This window comes from Arcanobacterium buesumense, assembly GCF_012563545.1.
GTDB classification, from domain to species: domain Bacteria; phylum Actinomycetota; class Actinomycetes; order Actinomycetales; family Actinomycetaceae; genus Arcanobacterium; species Arcanobacterium buesumense.
The window spans coordinates 300,758-317,370 of sequence record NZ_CP050804.1 but is presented as its reverse complement, the minus strand read 5'-3'; the positions used below and the strand labels follow the sequence as shown (position 1 = coordinate 317,370).

Annotated in this window: 17 protein-coding genes; 8 read left to right on the top strand and 9 right to left on the bottom strand. The window is 49.9% G+C overall.

The annotated features are described in order from the left end of the window. Window positions 1-38: 38 nt before the first annotated feature. Window positions 39-782, bottom strand: coding sequence for a class I SAM-dependent methyltransferase (locus HC352_RS01410; protein WP_168917247.1), 744 nt, complete (start codon window positions 780-782; stop codon window positions 39-41). A 38-nt stretch (window positions 783-820) separates the two neighbouring features. Here HC352_RS01410 and HC352_RS01405 point away from each other — a divergent pair, with 38 nt between their 5' ends. Beyond that, window positions 821-2,125 (top strand): isochorismate synthase, encoded by a 1,305-nt coding sequence (locus HC352_RS01405; RefSeq protein WP_168917246.1) that lies wholly within the window; start codon window positions 821-823, stop codon window positions 2,123-2,125. A gap of 86 nt (window positions 2,126-2,211) precedes the next feature. Here HC352_RS01405 and HC352_RS01400 read toward each other — a convergent pair whose 3' ends face one another. The 3 genes from HC352_RS01400 to HC352_RS01390 form a co-directional block, all read right to left on the bottom strand. After that, the gene (locus HC352_RS01400; RefSeq protein WP_168917245.1) at window positions 2,212-3,591 is read right to left on the bottom strand and encodes a S1C family serine protease; all 1,380 of its coding nucleotides are present in this window, start codon (window positions 3,589-3,591) and stop codon (window positions 2,212-2,214) included. 87 nt (window positions 3,592-3,678) lie between these two features. Next, the gene (gene menD / locus HC352_RS01395) at window positions 3,679-5,310 is read right to left on the bottom strand and encodes a 2-succinyl-5-enolpyruvyl-6-hydroxy-3-cyclohexene-1-carboxylic-acid synthase (protein WP_211080687.1); all 1,632 of its coding nucleotides are present in this window, start codon (window positions 5,308-5,310) and stop codon (window positions 3,679-3,681) included. 1 nt (window position 5,311) lies between these two features. Continuing rightward, complete coding sequence (locus HC352_RS01390; protein WP_168918556.1) at window positions 5,312-6,301, bottom strand: o-succinylbenzoate synthase; 990 nt, start codon at window positions 6,299-6,301, stop codon at window positions 5,312-5,314. An 87-nt stretch (window positions 6,302-6,388) separates the two neighbouring features. Between HC352_RS01390 and HC352_RS01385 the strand changes: the two genes are divergently transcribed. Genes HC352_RS01385 through HC352_RS01370 form a run of 4 tightly spaced genes read left to right on the top strand, consistent with a single transcriptional unit; the run spans window position 6,389 to window position 9,905 of the window. Further along, window positions 6,389-7,372 carry a 1,4-dihydroxy-2-naphthoyl-CoA synthase gene (locus HC352_RS01385; RefSeq protein WP_168918555.1) on the top strand — a complete coding sequence of 328 codons (984 nt, stop codon included), beginning with the start codon at window positions 6,389-6,391 and terminating at the stop codon, window positions 7,370-7,372. Next, complete coding sequence (locus HC352_RS01380; protein WP_168917243.1) at window positions 7,369-8,568, top strand: AMP-binding protein; 1,200 nt, start codon at window positions 7,369-7,371, stop codon at window positions 8,566-8,568. The genes HC352_RS01385 and HC352_RS01380 overlap by 4 nt, the downstream gene beginning before the upstream one ends. A 22-nt stretch (window positions 8,569-8,590) precedes the next feature. Next, entirely contained in the window at window positions 8,591-9,445 is an 855-nt protein-coding gene (locus HC352_RS01375) for a 1,4-dihydroxy-2-naphthoate polyprenyltransferase (protein ID WP_369801252.1), read from the top strand. Between the two features lie 37 nt (window positions 9,446-9,482). Beyond that, window positions 9,483-9,905, top strand: a complete 423-nt coding sequence (locus HC352_RS01370) for a PLD nuclease N-terminal domain-containing protein (protein ID WP_168917241.1) — start codon at window positions 9,483-9,485, stop codon at window positions 9,903-9,905. Between the two features lie 75 nt (window positions 9,906-9,980). Here HC352_RS01370 and HC352_RS01365 read toward each other — a convergent pair whose 3' ends face one another. The 4 genes from HC352_RS01365 to HC352_RS01350 all read right to left on the bottom strand — a co-directional run bounded on the left by HC352_RS01365 (window position 9,981) and on the right by HC352_RS01350 (window position 11,733). Next, window positions 9,981-10,643 (bottom strand): histidine phosphatase family protein, encoded by a 663-nt coding sequence (locus tag HC352_RS01365; RefSeq protein ID WP_168917240.1) that lies wholly within the window; start codon window positions 10,641-10,643, stop codon window positions 9,981-9,983. Between the two features lie 26 nt (window positions 10,644-10,669). After that, window positions 10,670-11,146: a MarR family winged helix-turn-helix transcriptional regulator gene (locus HC352_RS01360; protein WP_168917239.1), complete on the bottom strand. Its 477-nt coding sequence runs from the start codon at window positions 11,144-11,146 to the stop codon at window positions 10,670-10,672. Between the two features lie 185 nt (window positions 11,147-11,331). After that, a complete protein-coding gene (locus HC352_RS01355) occupies window positions 11,332-11,430 on the bottom strand; it encodes a 30S ribosomal protein bS22 (RefSeq protein WP_005504750.1) in 99 nt (32 codons plus the stop codon). 87 nt (window positions 11,431-11,517) lie between these two features. Then, window positions 11,518-11,733 (bottom strand): helix-turn-helix domain-containing protein, encoded by a 216-nt coding sequence (locus tag HC352_RS01350; RefSeq protein WP_168917238.1) that lies wholly within the window; start codon window positions 11,731-11,733, stop codon window positions 11,518-11,520. 261 nt (window positions 11,734-11,994) lie between these two features. Here HC352_RS01350 and HC352_RS01345 point away from each other — a divergent pair, with 261 nt between their 5' ends. The 3 genes from HC352_RS01345 to radA are packed head-to-tail and all read left to right on the top strand — an operon-like array spanning window position 11,995 to window position 15,610. Next, complete coding sequence (locus tag HC352_RS01345; protein WP_168917237.1) at window positions 11,995-13,458, top strand: TrkH family potassium uptake protein; 1,464 nt, start codon at window positions 11,995-11,997, stop codon at window positions 13,456-13,458. Between the two features lie 59 nt (window positions 13,459-13,517). Then, window positions 13,518-14,186 (top strand): potassium channel family protein, encoded by a 669-nt coding sequence (locus HC352_RS01340; protein WP_168917236.1) that lies wholly within the window; start codon window positions 13,518-13,520, stop codon window positions 14,184-14,186. A 47-nt stretch (window positions 14,187-14,233) separates the two neighbouring features. Then, window positions 14,234-15,610, top strand: a complete 1,377-nt coding sequence (radA, locus tag HC352_RS01335) for a DNA repair protein RadA (RefSeq protein ID WP_168917235.1) — start codon at window positions 14,234-14,236, stop codon at window positions 15,608-15,610. 11 nt (window positions 15,611-15,621) lie between these two features. Here the strand turns inward: radA and HC352_RS01330 are convergent, their stop codons facing one another. Further along, window positions 15,622-16,524: a hypothetical protein gene (locus HC352_RS01330; protein ID WP_168917234.1), complete on the bottom strand. Its 903-nt coding sequence runs from the start codon at window positions 16,522-16,524 to the stop codon at window positions 15,622-15,624. Between the last annotated feature and the right edge of the window lie 89 nt (window positions 16,525-16,613).

The window sequence follows — 16,613 nt, the reverse complement described above, 5'->3', positions numbered from 1 at the left end:
ATGCATACGCTCGCATTCTTGAAGTATCCTAGATCCGCTCATTCGGGACGTATCGCCCGATGTAATGCGACGATTCCGTTTGTTAAATTTTTATATTCAACGTTACGCCAGCCAGTTTTTTGCATCAGGTGCGCTAACTCTTCTTGGTCATACCACGCTTGAATAGACTCACGTAAATACTCATAAGCTGGCGCATCAGAAGAAAATAAGGCCGATAGTATCGGCATGCCTAGGCGCATAAACTCAAAATATGTCGAACGGAAGAAGGCATTTGTTGGCCGTGAAAATTCAGCAATAACAATTTTTCCACCCGGCTTAGTGACGCGCAACATGTCACGTAATGCCGCCTGAGTATCCACCACATTGCGCAGTCCGTAGGAAATAGTAACGACATCGAACGTTTCGTCGTCGAACGGCAATGCAGTCGCATCGCCAACACGCAGATCAAGACCCGGATGCAGCTCCAAGCCACGTTCAATCATGCCGGGAGAAAAATCACACCCAATAACATCGGCACCATCCGCTGCGTATCCGGCCGCCGAAGCTCCCGTTCCACAGGCTACGTCAAGTACCGATAAGCCGGGTTGTGCGCCTACTGCTAGCCGAGTGACACGGCGCCACACGTTCACCAATCCCCCAGTTAAAACAGTATTGGTGATGTCATAGTGTTGGGCTACGTCGTCAAACATTTTTGACACATCGGTAGGTTTTTTCTCCAACGATGCGCGATGTTGAGAATGGACAGAAGTAGTTTGTGCATTTAGCGATAACGGACCTTTCATGTCTGCATTTAATCACTTTCCGCACTAACATTCGAAACATGTTTACCTTCCCACATTTACGTGCCCAGACAACTCGGTTACCACATACTCCGGTTTTATCTCAGATTATGACCTCTCAACGTGGTCAAATCGCATGGCTTAAAGACAATACGGGTTTTGTGTGTGCCGGACAAGCCGCTCGCTTTTCATATGAAGATCCGGGTATGACGACGGCGGAAGATGGCCGGCGCTTTGCACTCGCATCGCAATGGTGGCAAGAATTATCTAAACGCACTGAGGTCCGTGACGAAGTTCGGACTGCCGGGTCCGGACTAGTGGGATTTGGTTCTTTTTCATTCGCTCCGCATTCACCTGCCGGGTCAGTCTTGATTGTTCCGCAAGTCATTGTTGGAATATCTGGACCAGGCACTGGCGATTCAACGTCAGGTCACGCCTTTTTGACTCTTATTGGCCCCGACGATGAAGATATTTTTGATACGTTAAGCGACGATGCTCGAGCACTCTTAGATGCGGTACTTGTTGGCCACGATACGCATTACACGCCGATGGGTGCAGGCCGGGCCGAACCTACAATGTCTTTTGCTGACTACCAAGCTCGCGTGACCTCTATCAAGAAGGCTATTAACGCCAATGACGTGTCGAAAGTTGTCCTCGCTCGGCAAATAAATATTGCCTGCGAAACCCCTATTGATGAACGACAGGTCATATCGACGTTGGCTCAGCAGTATCAAGATTGTTGGACGTTTGGCATCGATGGCCTGATTGGAGCTACTCCCGAGCTTTTGGCTCAAAGCCAAGAAGGCGAAGTAGTCACCCGAGTTTTAGCTGGCACTTTCCCTCGAGATGAACACCATGCACCCGATGCTTTGTTACATTCGCCTAAGAACGTCGAAGAGCACCAGGTTGCAGTTCAATCTGCTGAGCAATCTCTACAAAAAATAGGGGATGTGCGTGTTGGCCAGCCGTTTGTTTTGGACTTGCCAAATGTGCGGCATCTCGCTACTGATATTTCAACCATGTTGAACGTCAATGGAAACGTTTTGAGTGTTGCTGGGATGCTACACCCAACTGCCGCATTAGGCGGTAGCCCGAAAAATCGTGCTTTGGAGCTCATCAGTAAATTAGAACCAAATGATCGGGACCGATTTGGCGCGCCGGTTGGTTGGATTGGATCTGACGGAGCTGGGCAGTGGTGTGTAGCTTTGCGTTGCGCCCGTATTGATAGCGAGCTGGGAGCACGCGCATGGGCCGGTGGCGGAATCATGGCAGATTCAGATCCCACGGAAGAGTACGTTGAAACGCAAGCCAAATTTGCGCCAATTATGGCAGCGTTCCAGCTTTAGGTCTAACAAAAAGATCCTGGGCATACAGCAGTGCATAAATGTGGACTGCTGTATGCCCAGATCAGTGAGTGTCGATCTGCTAGTTGTTAGCGCGGATCTGGCCGAGTCGCTAACGTAACATCTACTTCCATCAGTTTTCCGTCACGTTCAAGTTTCAGATTCACGACGTCACCAGCCCGGTATTGGCGAATAAAACCGGTCAACGCAGTAGCCGTAGAAACTTTACGTCCGTTTACTTCGATGATGTTGTCGCCTTCTTTTATGCCAGCTTGCGCTGCCGGAGTTCCTAGCTCAACAGTTTTCACTTGAGCAGCCATACGTTTTGAGGCATCAAATTTTGCCAATCCATTACCGATCGAAACACCGAGATAAGCATGCTCTGCACTGCCTTTTTCGATCAGCTGACTGGAAATATTCTTTGCCAGATTTACTGGAATTGCAAAGCCTAGTCCGATAGAGCCACCACCTTGACCACTGAAACTAGTTTTCACAGTGATAATCGAGGAGGCAATACCAATAACTTTCCCTTGCTGATCAAAAACTGGCCCACCGGAATTACCTGGATTAATAGCGGCATCAATCTGGATAGCATTAGTGACAACATTGGCTCCACGATCGGCTTGAGTTGGCCGGTCAAGAGCTGAGATGACACCAGTTGTTAGCGTAGAGTCTAAGCCCATCGGATTGCCAATCGCGGCAACCGATTGACCTACATTGAGCGCGGATGAATCACCAAGTTGTGCAACGGTTAAATCGCTAGGCGGGTCAATTAGTTCAACTACTGCTAAGTCCGTCGCTTCGTCTGTACCGATAATTCGAGCATCGAAAACGCGACCGTCAGAGAACATCACATACAGCTCATTTGCCCCAGAAACCACGTGATTATTCGTTAAGATATGACCTTTTTCATCGATAATCACACCGGAACCTTGAGCTTGACCACTGTCTGTATTAACGTCTAGCGAGACTACAGTGGCACCAACTTCGTCAGCTACTTTTTCCCAATCTGGCGCCCCTACTGAACTATCGACCAGTTTAGTTGTTCCAGCGTTAGCCTGCGGTTCGGGCATCGACGCCGGACGCATACCACCTGGATTGAGAAGAGTAGATCCGCCAAGAGCTATTCCCGCTCCAGCTAGTGCCGCTGCTACCGAAGCCGCGACTAATGCCACCCATCCCGGCCTTTTCCGTTGTACTCCACGAGGTTGCTCTAATATAGCAGGAGGGGCATACAATGGTTGATTTTGGGTTTGTGGCCGGGGTTGCCATTGCATCGGCGGTTCCCATGCCGGCTGGGCATTAGCGGCCGGCTGATAACTATCTACCGGCTGAGTATATGGTGCTGGCGGAAAGTCATTGCCTGCATCACTGCTCATCGCACCACTTTCACGTGGTTGCTCTGCACCCATTGCATCTGGATCACTAGCATGGGGAACCATATTCTGATTCTCGTTGTTATTTTCCATCTTTCCCTCCATACGCCAGTCACATCGCTAAGACGAAAACTAGAGTCGCACTGCCATCTTCCAATATCCACAAAAGAATCTGAAAGTTTACTGAAAACCTTTTAGCCGTGCGTGAACAGCTGCTAGCATACCCTCGCGTTGCGTGCTACGAATCCGGCGTTCATCAGCCATTGGAGTATAGCCCAAAGCAATATGAACAATTCGTACCCCACACGGCGCTTGCTGCAATGCCGTAACAAGTTCGGCTTGTTCTTGTACCACCTGATAATTCACACCAACAGCTTGGGCATACGCGCGAATATCGAGTTCTTTTGCCGTGCGAAAAACTCGATCATATGGCTCTGGCTCGCCTTGGCCATATTCCAACGTGGAAAACAGCGAGCCACCGGCGTCGTCAATAACCACTACGTCAAGATCAATACCTTGCTGACCGGCAGTATGAATCAATGCTCCAATATCGTGGATAAATGTTAAATCCCCAACGACGACGCGCACGCCACGACCAGTTGCCAATCCAATCCCTATTGCCGTCGATACCGTACCATCAATCCCAGCAAGGCCCCGATTGGCATGCACAGGTTGCGCAGGCATCGATTGGTAGATGTTCATCTCCCGAATAATCGACGAAGCGCCAACCACCAGCTCAACACCGTCGCTGAATCGGCTAATATTACGTCCGATACTGGCATAACTGAGCTGTGTGACATGCTCGTCAATATACTCACCTATCGCATCAGATGCTGCCTGCCAGGCACGCAACCAGTCTGGGTTAGATACTGCCACGTCAGCTAACTGTGCCGCAGTAATAACCCGTGCTCGACCAGCGACATCAGCGTACGTGGGGGCATCGTCAAGCACGAAAACTTCAACTGATTCGTCAGCGAGTAATGCCGATACTTCCCGAGTCAATGTTGGATGGCCGATAACAATAGCGCGATTGATGCGAGAGCGAAGCGCTGAATTGAGGACAACCGGATGCGCATTAATTGCGTGAGGATGGCAACTCCACGGCGCACACGGTTCTGCTAACACCGGTATTCCAGCACATATGTGTGGATCGAGATCGCGATAACGCACTGTTGTTCCAGCAATGATAACGCACCGCACATCCGTGCTCTCAACCGGTAAATACTTACTCTGCGCCTGGGCAATATCGGCAGAAATGTCACTCCACGTCCCGTCTGGCATCAGTGGTTCAACAAAACTGACATTGAGATGTACCGGCCCTGGAACACTACCCGTAAAACGGCCCAGTGCAGTCCCTACGGCACGGGTTATCAACCCGGCGATATTACCTACAGATCCACCCGCGGGAAACTCCCGAAAATGCCGGACTGAACCAGCCAAAACTGCTTGATGATCAGTAGTTTGGCTAGCTCGTACACCACGCATATGAGGTGGGCGATCGGAGCTTAAAACAATCATCGGAATACCACCGTAATAAGCCTCTTCGACCGCTGGGTGAAGATTTGCAACCGCTGATCCTGACGTGGTTACTACAGCAGCAATTTTGCCTGCGGAACCAGCACCAAGTGCCACAAACCCCGCAACTCGCTCATCAGTTTCCACATGGAGGTGAATCAGTCCTGCTCGTTCGGCGTCGTATAACGCATACGCGAACGGAGCAGAACGCGAGCCGGGGCATAAAATAAACGTTTCTACCCCGTGCGCAATAAGGTGAGCGAGTATTGTGCGCGCAGTTTTCGTCGAATCAACCACGTTATTTCCCTTCACTCTCATACGCTTGAGTATGCAAGGTGTAATCAGCATCAATATTGGCATATTCCCACATAAGATCTAACCGTTCCTGCCACCGGGCTGCTAGTTCTGGATCTGGTGCTGGCAGCGAGCTCGGCACCACGTCACGCACGCGGATCTGCCCACCGTAAGGTAAAAATGGGTTCGGAGTTGGGTCATTGACCCATAGTTGGCTGGTGGCTAAACCACACGCATAATTTAGCTTAGGTAAAGCTGCCGCGAATGCCAAACCAGCTCTAATGCCGATTGAACTTTCTAAGGCTGATGACACCACCACCGGCAAACCGATCTCTTCAGCGATCGCGAGCGCCGAGCGCACCCCACCTAGTGGCTGATTCTTCACAACCACAATGTCAGCGGCAGCTAGTTCTTTGACCCGCATCGGATCACTTGCCCGACGGATAGATTCATCTGCTGCAATTGGCACAGATGCGTAGCGGCGAACGCGCGCTAAGTCCTCTACGTCAGCTACTGGTTGTTCAACGTATTCCAGTCCGCTAGCGACACGATCAAGTGCTGCAATAGCATCGCGTGCTTGTTCTACTGTCCATGCACCATTGACGTCAATACGAATTTTCCCAGCTGGACCTAATGCGTCACGCACGGCCGCTACCCGAGATAGGTCATCAGCTAAGTCCTGTCCTGGTTCCCCGACTTTAACTTTTGCGGTAGTGCAATCTCCAGCACGAACTATCTGGTACGCGCGCTGTGGATCAGTTGCTGGTACTGTCACATTGACCGCGATAGTATCTCGCACTGGATCCGGGTAACCGATAGTGGCTGCTTCAATACCAGCACGTAACCAAGCAGCCGAATACTGCGGATCATAATCCCAAAATGGGCTAGCTTCCCCCCATCCGGCCGGTCCATGTATCAGTAGGCCATCGCGCACAGTCAATCCCCGAAACCGCGTATGTAGTGGGGATGAGTATATGTATATGTCGAGGTGCATGTTTTCCATTCTAGCCCGCTTGAGGCACTGGCTGGGTGGTGTGCAGTAGGTGGTGTGGGTACTTCGTGGCACAATAGGGCTATGACTATTTCACCGTTACCTACTGTCGTTTCTGAGATTTTTGACCCGCGCCGGTGGCGTGCAGTATCTGGTTTTCCAGATGATGATATTACGTATCATCGCGGAGTGGAGCGAGAGTTTTCACCTGCCGGCGACGTGGTGTCCGAACGCGATTTACCGGTGGTACGTATTGCTTTTAATCGGCCACAGGTACGCAATGCGTTTCGCCCAGAAACTGTTGACCAATTGTACCGGGCGATCGATCATGCCCGGCTAACAGGCGAAATTGGTTGCGTGATTCTCACCGGTAACGGCCCGTCAGCTAAAGATGGCGGTTGGGCGTTTTGTTCTGGCGGCGATCAACGTATTCGAGGCCGGGATGGTTACCGTTATGATGGTGGTGGAGATGATCCACAAGCTAATAAGGTAACTCGTGATTCGATTGATCCAGCACGGGCCGGCCGGCTTCATATTTTGGAAGTCCAGCGATTGATGCGCACTTCAGGAATGATTTTTATTGGGGCTATTTCCGGATGGGCTACTGGTGGTGGTCACTCGTTAAATGTATTGTGCGATTTGTCGATTGCTTCCTTAGAACATGCCCGGTTTATGCAAGTGGATGCCAATGTTGGTTCCTTTGACGCCGGGTATGGATCAGCTTTGTTAGCTCGCCAAATTGGGGATAAACGTGCGCGGGAAATTTTCTTTTTAGCCCGTGAATATTCGGCACGTGACGCGGAGCGTTGGGGGGTAGTTAACGAGGCGGTACCTCATGCGGAGTTGGAAAATAAGGCATTAGATTACGCTCGCATCATGGGTACGAAATCCCCGCAAGCCTTACGTATGTTGAAGTTTGCTTTTAATTTGGCCGACGACGGATTAGCTGGCCAACAAGTTTTTGCCGGCGAAACAACACGTTTAGCATATATGACAGATGAAGCTCAAGAAGGTCGGGACGCATTCTTAGAAAAACGTCCCGCGCGTTGGGACAATTTCCCGTTCTACGCATGATGACACAGCCAGATTCAATTTTTGTCCGTACACACACCGCCCCGATTGTGGTGGTGTGTGACGGTAGCGAGCTGCCGAGCGTTATTAGTTATGTTCGCCAAGGACTAACAGGCGAACTGTCGGTGCCGTTATTCCTTATCGGCCCGAATGTTGATCCGCGTCAGGCGCACGATGAGGCCGTCAATGCTGGTTACCCAGTAGGTACTGGGGTACTTATGCGTACCTCTGGTTCGACGTCGGGAACCGGCACAATCGTGCCGTTATCATGGTATTCGCTTGCGTCTTCTGCGCAGGCTACTCATGCGGCTTTGGCAGGTCCGGGAAGATGGTTAGCAGATTTGCCGATACATCATATTGCCGGATTTCAAACGATTGTGCGCTCAATTCTGGCAGCTACTGAGCCGATCAATATGTCGTTAACTCAATTATTGACGTCGCGAAGCGTTACTGAATTAACTTATTGTTCAGTTGTTCCCACTCAACTGAGTAGGATTTTAGCTGATCCCCTACTCACGCAAGCAGCACGCGAGGTCACTTTACTGGTTGGTGGCGCAGCAACGTCGTCGTCGCTCCTCAATCAAGCACGCGATAACGGACTAACCGTCCACACATCCTACGGGATGACGGAAACATGCGGCGGATGCGTCTATGATGGCCACCCAATCGGCGATGCCGTCATCTCACTGGCACAATCAGGCCAAATTTCGCTCACTGGTTCGATGGTGACCGGAGCTGGCTTACTCACAAAACACAATGGGACGCAATCCCAGCCGCTGACATACACTCACCTCACACGAGACCTCGGGACCTTTAATCCGGATGGCACACTGAGTGTGCTGGGGCGCATAGATGATGCTATTACCACTGGCGGGCTGACAATAATGCCCCACATTATTGAACAAACTCTGGCAGAAATCACTGGTTATGACACTATTGTTGTCGGGGTCCCTGATCAAACATGGGGGCAAAGTGCGTTGGCTTTTATAGATCCGCACCTCCCAGAACTATCCACCTGGGCAGAAAAGCATCTGCGCGATGAGATTAAAACTAGATTAGGAACCGGCTGGCAGCCACGCATAATCCGGCCACTCAGCGTTCTTGGAATGACTCATTGGCCACTAACACAGTCAGGGAAGATAGATCGCCGAGCCATAACCAGTGCTGCTCGCATATACTTTTCGAGTGATAACAGTTAATGATTGGCTTGAAGGCGCTCGTGTGCGCACCCTACCAGCAGCAGTGGCTCCGGTACTTATTGGTGCTGGAATAGCGATTTATGATTCCGGGTTTTCATTTCCACGAACGCTTTTAGCTGCGATTGTAGCCTTGGCATTTCAAGTTGGGGTAAATTTCTCTAACGACTACTCCGACGGTATTCGTGGTACTGACAATAACCGTCAAGGACCTCTTCGACTCACTGCTAGCGGCAAAGTTCGCCCGCGAACTGTTCTTTTTATCGCACTGGGATTCTTTGCTCTTGCGTGTGTTTCTGGGCTGGTGTTGGTCGTACTGTCTGGGCAATGGTGGCTAATTCTATTAGGCGCAGCCGCTACGCTCGCAGCTTGGTATTATACTGGCGGTTCACATCCGTATGGCTATATGGGTTTAGGCGAAGTTTTCGTCATGGTCTTTTTCGGCTGGATGGCAACTATTGGTACTGCCTATGTCCAAACCGGTAACGCTCCATGGTATGCCTGGGCTGCCGGCACTGGAGTTGGCTTAATCGCATGCGCATTGTTGATGATTAACAATATCCGAGACATTCCTACTGATTCACAAGCTGGCAAAATTACTTTGGCCGTTCGCCTCGGAGATCGTCACGCGCGTATCGTTTATAGCTTGACGCTCCTACTTTCGGTAACGGTTTTCCTTATAGTCACTAGTATCGTCCAAGGGATTATCGGATTAGTGGTGAGCATCGGGTTGTACGGTATGACATTCTTTCCTATCACCCGCGTTATGCGTGGCGCACAGGGCCGTGACCTCATTGCGTTACTGAAGTACACTGGCATCTTTGAATTGCTGTACGCGGTGATGTTTTTTATCTGTTTTACGCTCCCCCCTATCTTGTGAGCTATCTTTAGGACGCAAATTTCAATAGACTATAGACGTGCCTAGAGTAATTTTGATCCTGACCGCGATAGCGCTCCATATTTATACTTTTATTGACGTATTACGAACTGATCGCACGGCTTTGCCCGCGCGCCTTCCCAAGGTTGCTTGGGCGCTCTTGACGCTCATTGTGCCGGTGATTGGTCCGCTTTTATGGTTATTTTTCAAAAATCAGCACTTGTTCCGCCCCGGGACAACATTGTCTTCTGATTCGCTACGCAAACCTTTTTCTTCTTCCAACAAGCCTCGTGGCCCTGTTGCGCCCGATGACGATCCGGAATTCTTGGCCCGCTTAGAGGCGCAGAATCGCCGTCGCGCCTATGAGCAACAAAAGCGGGAAGAAAATGGTGATATTCCTACCGCTGAAACACCTGACGAGCCAGATGACGACGGCGGTTTATACGGCAATCGTTCTTTCTAACGCCTCAAAACACATCCCGCCTAGAGCACGCTAATATATCGCGTTCTAGGCGGGATTATTGTATTTATGTGTGTACTACTTCTTGATCTGAGCTTTAGACGTACCTGGGACCATATCTGCTGCAAGCGCGAGAATGTCCCCAACTGGCTCCCAATAATCAAGAGAAATAAGCTGACGCCCAACAAAAGTCAATGATGTAACAGAAGCGAGCGAACACTCTCGTTTACGCGGATCGTGCGCTAATGGCAAACGATCAATAAAACGTCGCATTGTCCAAATAGGCAACTGATGGGAAACAATAACTGCTTCACCACCACTAGCTTGTGTAAGCGCATCAGAGATCGCGCCAGACATCCGGGCAACGACATCCTTATATGGTTCACCCCATGATGGTTCAAGCGGGTTTACATACCATGGCCAGAATTTTGGTTGTGCTAACTGCCAGCGATCAGAGTTGATATCAAGACCTTCGAATTTGTTATCAGCTTCAATCACTCGCTCATCTATTTGAATCTCTAACCCAAAATGCTGCGCAGTCGGGGTACCAGTTTCAATTGCCCGCTCTAACGGTGAGGTAATGACTGCACGAATATCATGATCAGCAAAAGTCTCTCCTAGCTTTTGCGCCATTTTATGCCCAAGTTCTGTTAAATGAAAACCAGGCCGGCGGCCGTAGAGAACGCCTTCCGGGTTATCTACCTCGCCATGCCGAACTAAGTGAATCGTTGTGATATCCATAGTCATTACCTTACTCGATCACTAACTTATTGACTGCACACGCGCTTTTCAGTTTCTTCGTCGTCGATCAACTTGGCAAAAATATCTCCAATAGTGCGGAGTTCTTCAGGCGAAATTTTGCTCAAAAAGTGTTGCCGTAACGACTGGATATGAAGCGGTGCGGCTTCCTCAAGCTTAACTAAGCCCTCATCGGTGATCCGGCAGAAAATTCCGCGCCGATCGTGTGGACATTGGAATCTTTGCACATAACCAGCTTTTTCTAACCGGGCAACAGTGTGGGTCAACCGCGAGCGCGAATAAACTAACCCAGTAGCCAAAGCAGACATGCGCGACTGGTGTTCGGGTTGTTCAGACAATCGCATTAATACTTCAAATTCTTGTAATGCTAATCCGAAATCTTCTACGCCATCATGATTGACGGCTTCTTGAACAGTTGCCTGGCCACGTAATAGGTTGCGCCACGCATATTGCTCTTCTTCATCAAGCCAACGTGTTTGTGTCATAAAAGCTTATCCTCATACATAATATTGAATCTTTAACTATTTTAGATGGCTTTCAACCACACTTCAACCATTTGGTAAATTAATCACGAATCGCAGACTGGTGCATATCCATAAATCAACGCACGCCACCACAATCACTCACTATTGTAAAAGAAAATCGAGAGCCCGTAGGCCCTCGATTATCATCACTTCTTATTACGACGCTGGTGGCGAGTCTTACGAAGCAGTTTGCGGTGCTTCTTCTTTGACATGCGCTTGCGACGCTTCTTAATAACGGAACCCACGGGTTACCTCCGGATTTGAAACTGTCACGGCCAAGCCGCGATTACGAACAGAACAGATTCTACACGACGTGAAGCAGTGCAAACGAATCAAGACCCGGTTGCTTCGCGGAAATCAACGTTCGCCCCGCCGTTAAGCAACTGATCAACTGCCGACTTAGGAACGCGATACGAATTGCCAACACGCACTGCAGGAAGTTCTCCTGAGTGAACCATACGATAGACCGTCATTCGCGAAACTCGCGTCATATCAGCAACTTCTGCCACAGTAAAGAACTGCGGGGTTGATGATGAGAAGTGAGGCATCTGCGTATCCGTTCTCGTATTATCAAGCAGTTAAGCCTGACAGGTTCACAATATAAGCGCTTCGTCACTATTTCGGCTATGGTGAATTTTACCACGTGCCAAAACAGTCCGTTCTTGGTTGATCTTACCCGAATTTCTCCCGTTTCACACGTTAAACGCCTTATTTTGTTTTCCATATAACGCCAAGAGATCTGCTATTGCTCCATCATAATGGCGCGTTTACTCAATAATCAGGCTAGGCTTAAAGAGTAGTAGGACCATATGAGTAAAGGAGTTGTCGTGACTGACGCGAATGTAGCACGATCCTCCGCTAAGGGACCGGATCGTTCGACTATTCGCATGTCCCAAGCACCTGATAGCGAATCTGGTTCGAACCCTCATTCATTACGTACATATGTCAATTCTTTGGCCCGGCGATCACCAGCTCGATTAGCAATGCTGGTGTTCGGAGCATTAATTTTAACTATTACATTGTTATTGATGTTGCCGTTTTCATCGACGACGCCTGGCTCAGTGTCCTTTGTTAACGCGCTCTTTACTGCTACGTCAGCCGTGTGTGTTACCGGACTTACGGTTGTTGATACCGCCACCCAGTGGACTGTTTTTGGCGATATTGTCTTAGCGTTGGGTATCCAGATCGGTGGATTGGGCGTTATGGTGATCGCTTCGATCCTCGCTTTAGCCGTTTCTCGGCATTTGGGTCTAACTCAACGAATGTTGGCGGCAACTGAAACAAAAAGCCGCTTGGGGGACGTTGGTGCTCTGCTAAAAGCTGTTATTGCTACGTCATTAGTCGCCGAAAGTATTTTGACACTAATCTTTTTAGGTACTTTCGTTGGTCTTGATTCTTCTTTCGTTTCAGCTCTCGGCCATTCACTTTTTATGGCGGTCTCAACTTTTAACAATGCGGGCTTCGTTGTTTTAGCTGATGGACTAGGACAATTCGTTGGCAACTGGGCGGTAAGCTTACCTATTATTCTGGGCACTATCATTGGCGCGGTTGGTTTCCCGGTGACGTTAAATATTGCGCAAAATCTTCGCAATCCGCGCGCATGGACACTCCACTCCAAACTCACTTTAGTCACGTACGGATTTTTGCTAGGTATTTCGATTGTTATGATCGGTTTATTGGAGTGGAACAACCCCGCTACCCTTGGCCACCTCAACGGGTCAGAGCGCGTCCTAACAACACTTTTTCACGCCACCACCCCGCGCTCTTCTGGCTTAGCTACTCTCGACGTTGGCCAGATGCAACAATCAACATGGTTTTTTATTGACGTTATGATGTTTATCGGAGGCGGCTCGGCTTCAACCGGTGGTGGAATTAAAGTCACTACTTTTGCTGTTTTAGCGCTAGCGATTTTGGCTGAAGCACGCGGAGATCGTGATACTGAGGCGTTCGGGAAACGTATTCCGCCCGACGTCGTGCGGCTGGCTATTTCCGCAACCTTCCTCGGCGCGTTCCTCGTTGGCAGTGCAACTTTAGCTATTACCCACATAACGGATTTATCTTTTGCTCAAGTTCTTTTTGAAGTAATTTCCGCCTTCGCAACATGCGGCCTATCAACTGGAATCACGCCAATTTTGCCCGATTCTGCCAAAATTATTCTCGTCGTGCTGATGTATCTGGGCCGGGTGGGAACCATGACATTAGCTGCCGCACTTGCACTGCGCAATCGTCGTCGAGTCATTCGGCTACCTGAAGAACGCCCAGTAATCGGTTAATCAACTTTCAAAATCGGCTAAGGTAAATACTGGTTGTATTTTTCCTAGAGGGAGTAAGCATGGCACGGGTTCCAAACGAAAGTCCAGACGCCGTCTTAGTTATTGGATTAGGACGATTCGGGTCAGCCATCGCGGTAACGCTCGATAAATTGGGGCGCGATGTCCTCGCAGTTGAATCCGATCCCGATTTGGCCCAACAGTGGTCACATCGGTTCCGTGTTGTTGAAGCCGATGCACGCTCAGCTGAAGCCTTGCATCAGCTTGGAGCGCAAGATTTTCAAATTGCGGTTGTCGGTGTTGGTACCTCACTAGAGGCAAGTGTTTTAATAACTGCCAATTTGGTTGATATGGGTATGCGAGAGATTTGGGCTAAAGCTACCTCGCGTGAGCATGGCACAATTTTGCGACGCATCGGAGCTAACCACGTTGTTTACCCAGAATACGATGCTGGACAGCGCGTGGCACACATGGTTTCTGGCAAGATGCTTGACTATATTGAAATGGAAGACCAGTTCACCATTGTAAAAATGCTGCCACCAAAGGACATGATTGGTTTCACTCTTGAACAAAGTCGTATCCAAGAGCGTTTTGGTGTGCGCGTTATCGGTGTAAAGTCTCACGGCCAGCCCTTCGAATACGCTACTCCGCAAACGCTTGTCTCAAGTGGGGATACACTCATTGTTTCCGGAGAACCTGTCCTGTTAGAAACTTTTGCTAACCGAGTATAAGTCAGTGTTCACCATAGTATGTCGGAGGGTGGCAGTAGGCTGAGAGTATGGCAAAAACTAAAGCATCTTTTGTATGTAGCGAATGTGGCTGGACCACCTCAAAATGGGTTGGCCGTTGCGGCGAATGCCAGCAATGGGGCACGGTTATTGAACATGGTGGCGCGAGTATTGCGCGTGCCGTTGCTCCGTTAACACCACATACCCCTGCGCAACCCATCACTGATGTTAGTAGCCAAGCATCTATTAAGTCTCCTACTGGAGTAAGTGAGCTTGATCGAGTATTGGGCGGCGGTATCGTCCCTGGAGTTGTTATTTTATTAGCTGGTGAGCCCGGCGTTGGCAAATCTACCTTGTTGCTTGATGTGGCAGCCAAGGCCGCAGCAGAGGCTGTTAATACTGGAAAGAATCCGGTCTTGTATGTCACGGGAGAAGAATCAGCATCGCAGGTTCGGTCCCGTGCCGAACGTATTGGTGCTTTGCACCCACATCTTTTACTTACGGCAGAGGCTGATCTGGCCCGTGTATTAGGGCATGTAGAAGCATCCCAACCATCGTTGTTGATTGTTGATTCGGTACAAACTATTGCCGATCCTGACGTTGAGGGGGCAGCCGGTGGTGTAGCACAGGTGCGTGCTGTTACCGCCGCCTTGGTTAATCGGGCTAAAAGTTCAGATTTACCTATTATTGTGGTTGGTCACGTTACCAAGGAAGGCTCGATTGCCGGCCCGCGTGTGTTGGAGCATCTTGTTGATGTGGTCTGCCAGTTTGAAGGCGATAAGCATTCGCGGTTGCGAATGGTGCGAGCAGTGAAAAATCGTTATGGCGCCACCGATGAAGTGGGCTGCTTTGAGTTAATTGATTCTGGCATCCGCGGACTTGCTGATCCCTCCGGATTATTTTTAAGCGCGCGCAATCTCACTGTGCCAGGAACATGCGTCACTATCACATTAGAGGGGCGCCGGCCAATGCCAGTTGAAGTTCAAGCTTTACGGGTGCCCGCTGGTGGGCCACCACGGCGTACCACCTCCGGTGTTGATTCTTCCCGAGTTGCCATGATGTTAGCTGTTCTTCAATCACGTCTTGGCATTGCCTATGATCGGTCAGATGTTTTTGTCTCTACTGTTGGTGGCGCTAAAGCGACTGAACCAAGTGTCGACATTGCGAGTGCTCTTGCCTTGGCCTCAGCTGCAGCAGATTTACCACTTGCTCCCGGAGTTGTTGCGATTGGCGAAGTCTCGCTTACTGGAGAATTGCGTCCTGTTGTTGGGTTACAGCAACGGCTCAATGAAGCTCAACGGCTTGGTTTTACCACTGCATTAATTCCGGCAAGTGCCGATGCGATAAAGCCTGCCGGCAACCTTGTTATTCGGCGCATTACAGATGTGAAAGAAGCAGTAAAATCAGTTTTACCTATGACTTCATAAAGATGTGACTATTACTCAGCAGGCTTGGCTTCCGGTGCCGGTGGCGCTTGAAGCTCAAAAACATAGCCTTTTGCCGTTAGTTCCTCACCCATATATTTAACATGCGCAACATACGTTCCGGGAGCAGCTGGCCCCGCCGTCGAACACACTTGGCCGGAATACATACCATTCCACGTAAAGGTCTGGGTTGTCTCCATATCCTTACTCAGTAATAGCCGTGGAGCAGAAATGCCTGCTTCGCATGCCCGTGAATCGAACACTGTTGCTTTGCCGGTTTTCAGCGTGAGAGTAAAATCTTTCGCCGATGTTTCCATCACGCACGGCACTTTCCCGCGAGTATTCTTCATCGTGACAGCTACATTAACTGGCTGTCCAGCTGTCCTACCCTGACTGCTTAACTTCGCAGAAAGTTGATCTATTTGGCAGGGCACCGGTTCCAACGCAACTGCTGGATCTGGCGGGGTAGCGTGCTCTTCAATTTTCTTTAGCGAAAAACCAATAAGCCACATAACCGCAACAATAAGGCCAACTCCTATCACAACCCATGACACGAGCTTCATCATCCTGCGCCGCCGAATGATTGCCGCTCGCCGAGCCTTATTTCGTGCAGCAATCTCCCGTCGCATAGCTGGAGATGGAGCACGCCGAGCGCGCTGATCTCTGTGGGTGGCACTTTGTGAATGAGGGGGAACAGATCTGCGTCGCTGATCAGGAGCTACTCGCTTTACACGTGAAGCCTGTTCTTTACGGGCACGCGAAACATGCTCATCTCGCGCTGCCGAAGCAGACTTTGGACGCGGACGAGCATTGCGCGCACCAACAGAACGACTCACTGACTGAGCCGACAATGGACGATGAGCCGGGCGCCCCCCTTGACGAGGGTGACGAGAACCTGAGCCACGTTTATTATTCACAACCTCCACCGTAGCTGGGTATTGCCATTGAATGAAACGCCCACGCCGATAACATGTTCGGGCTCACGCAGTATTCTTATGGTTGATAG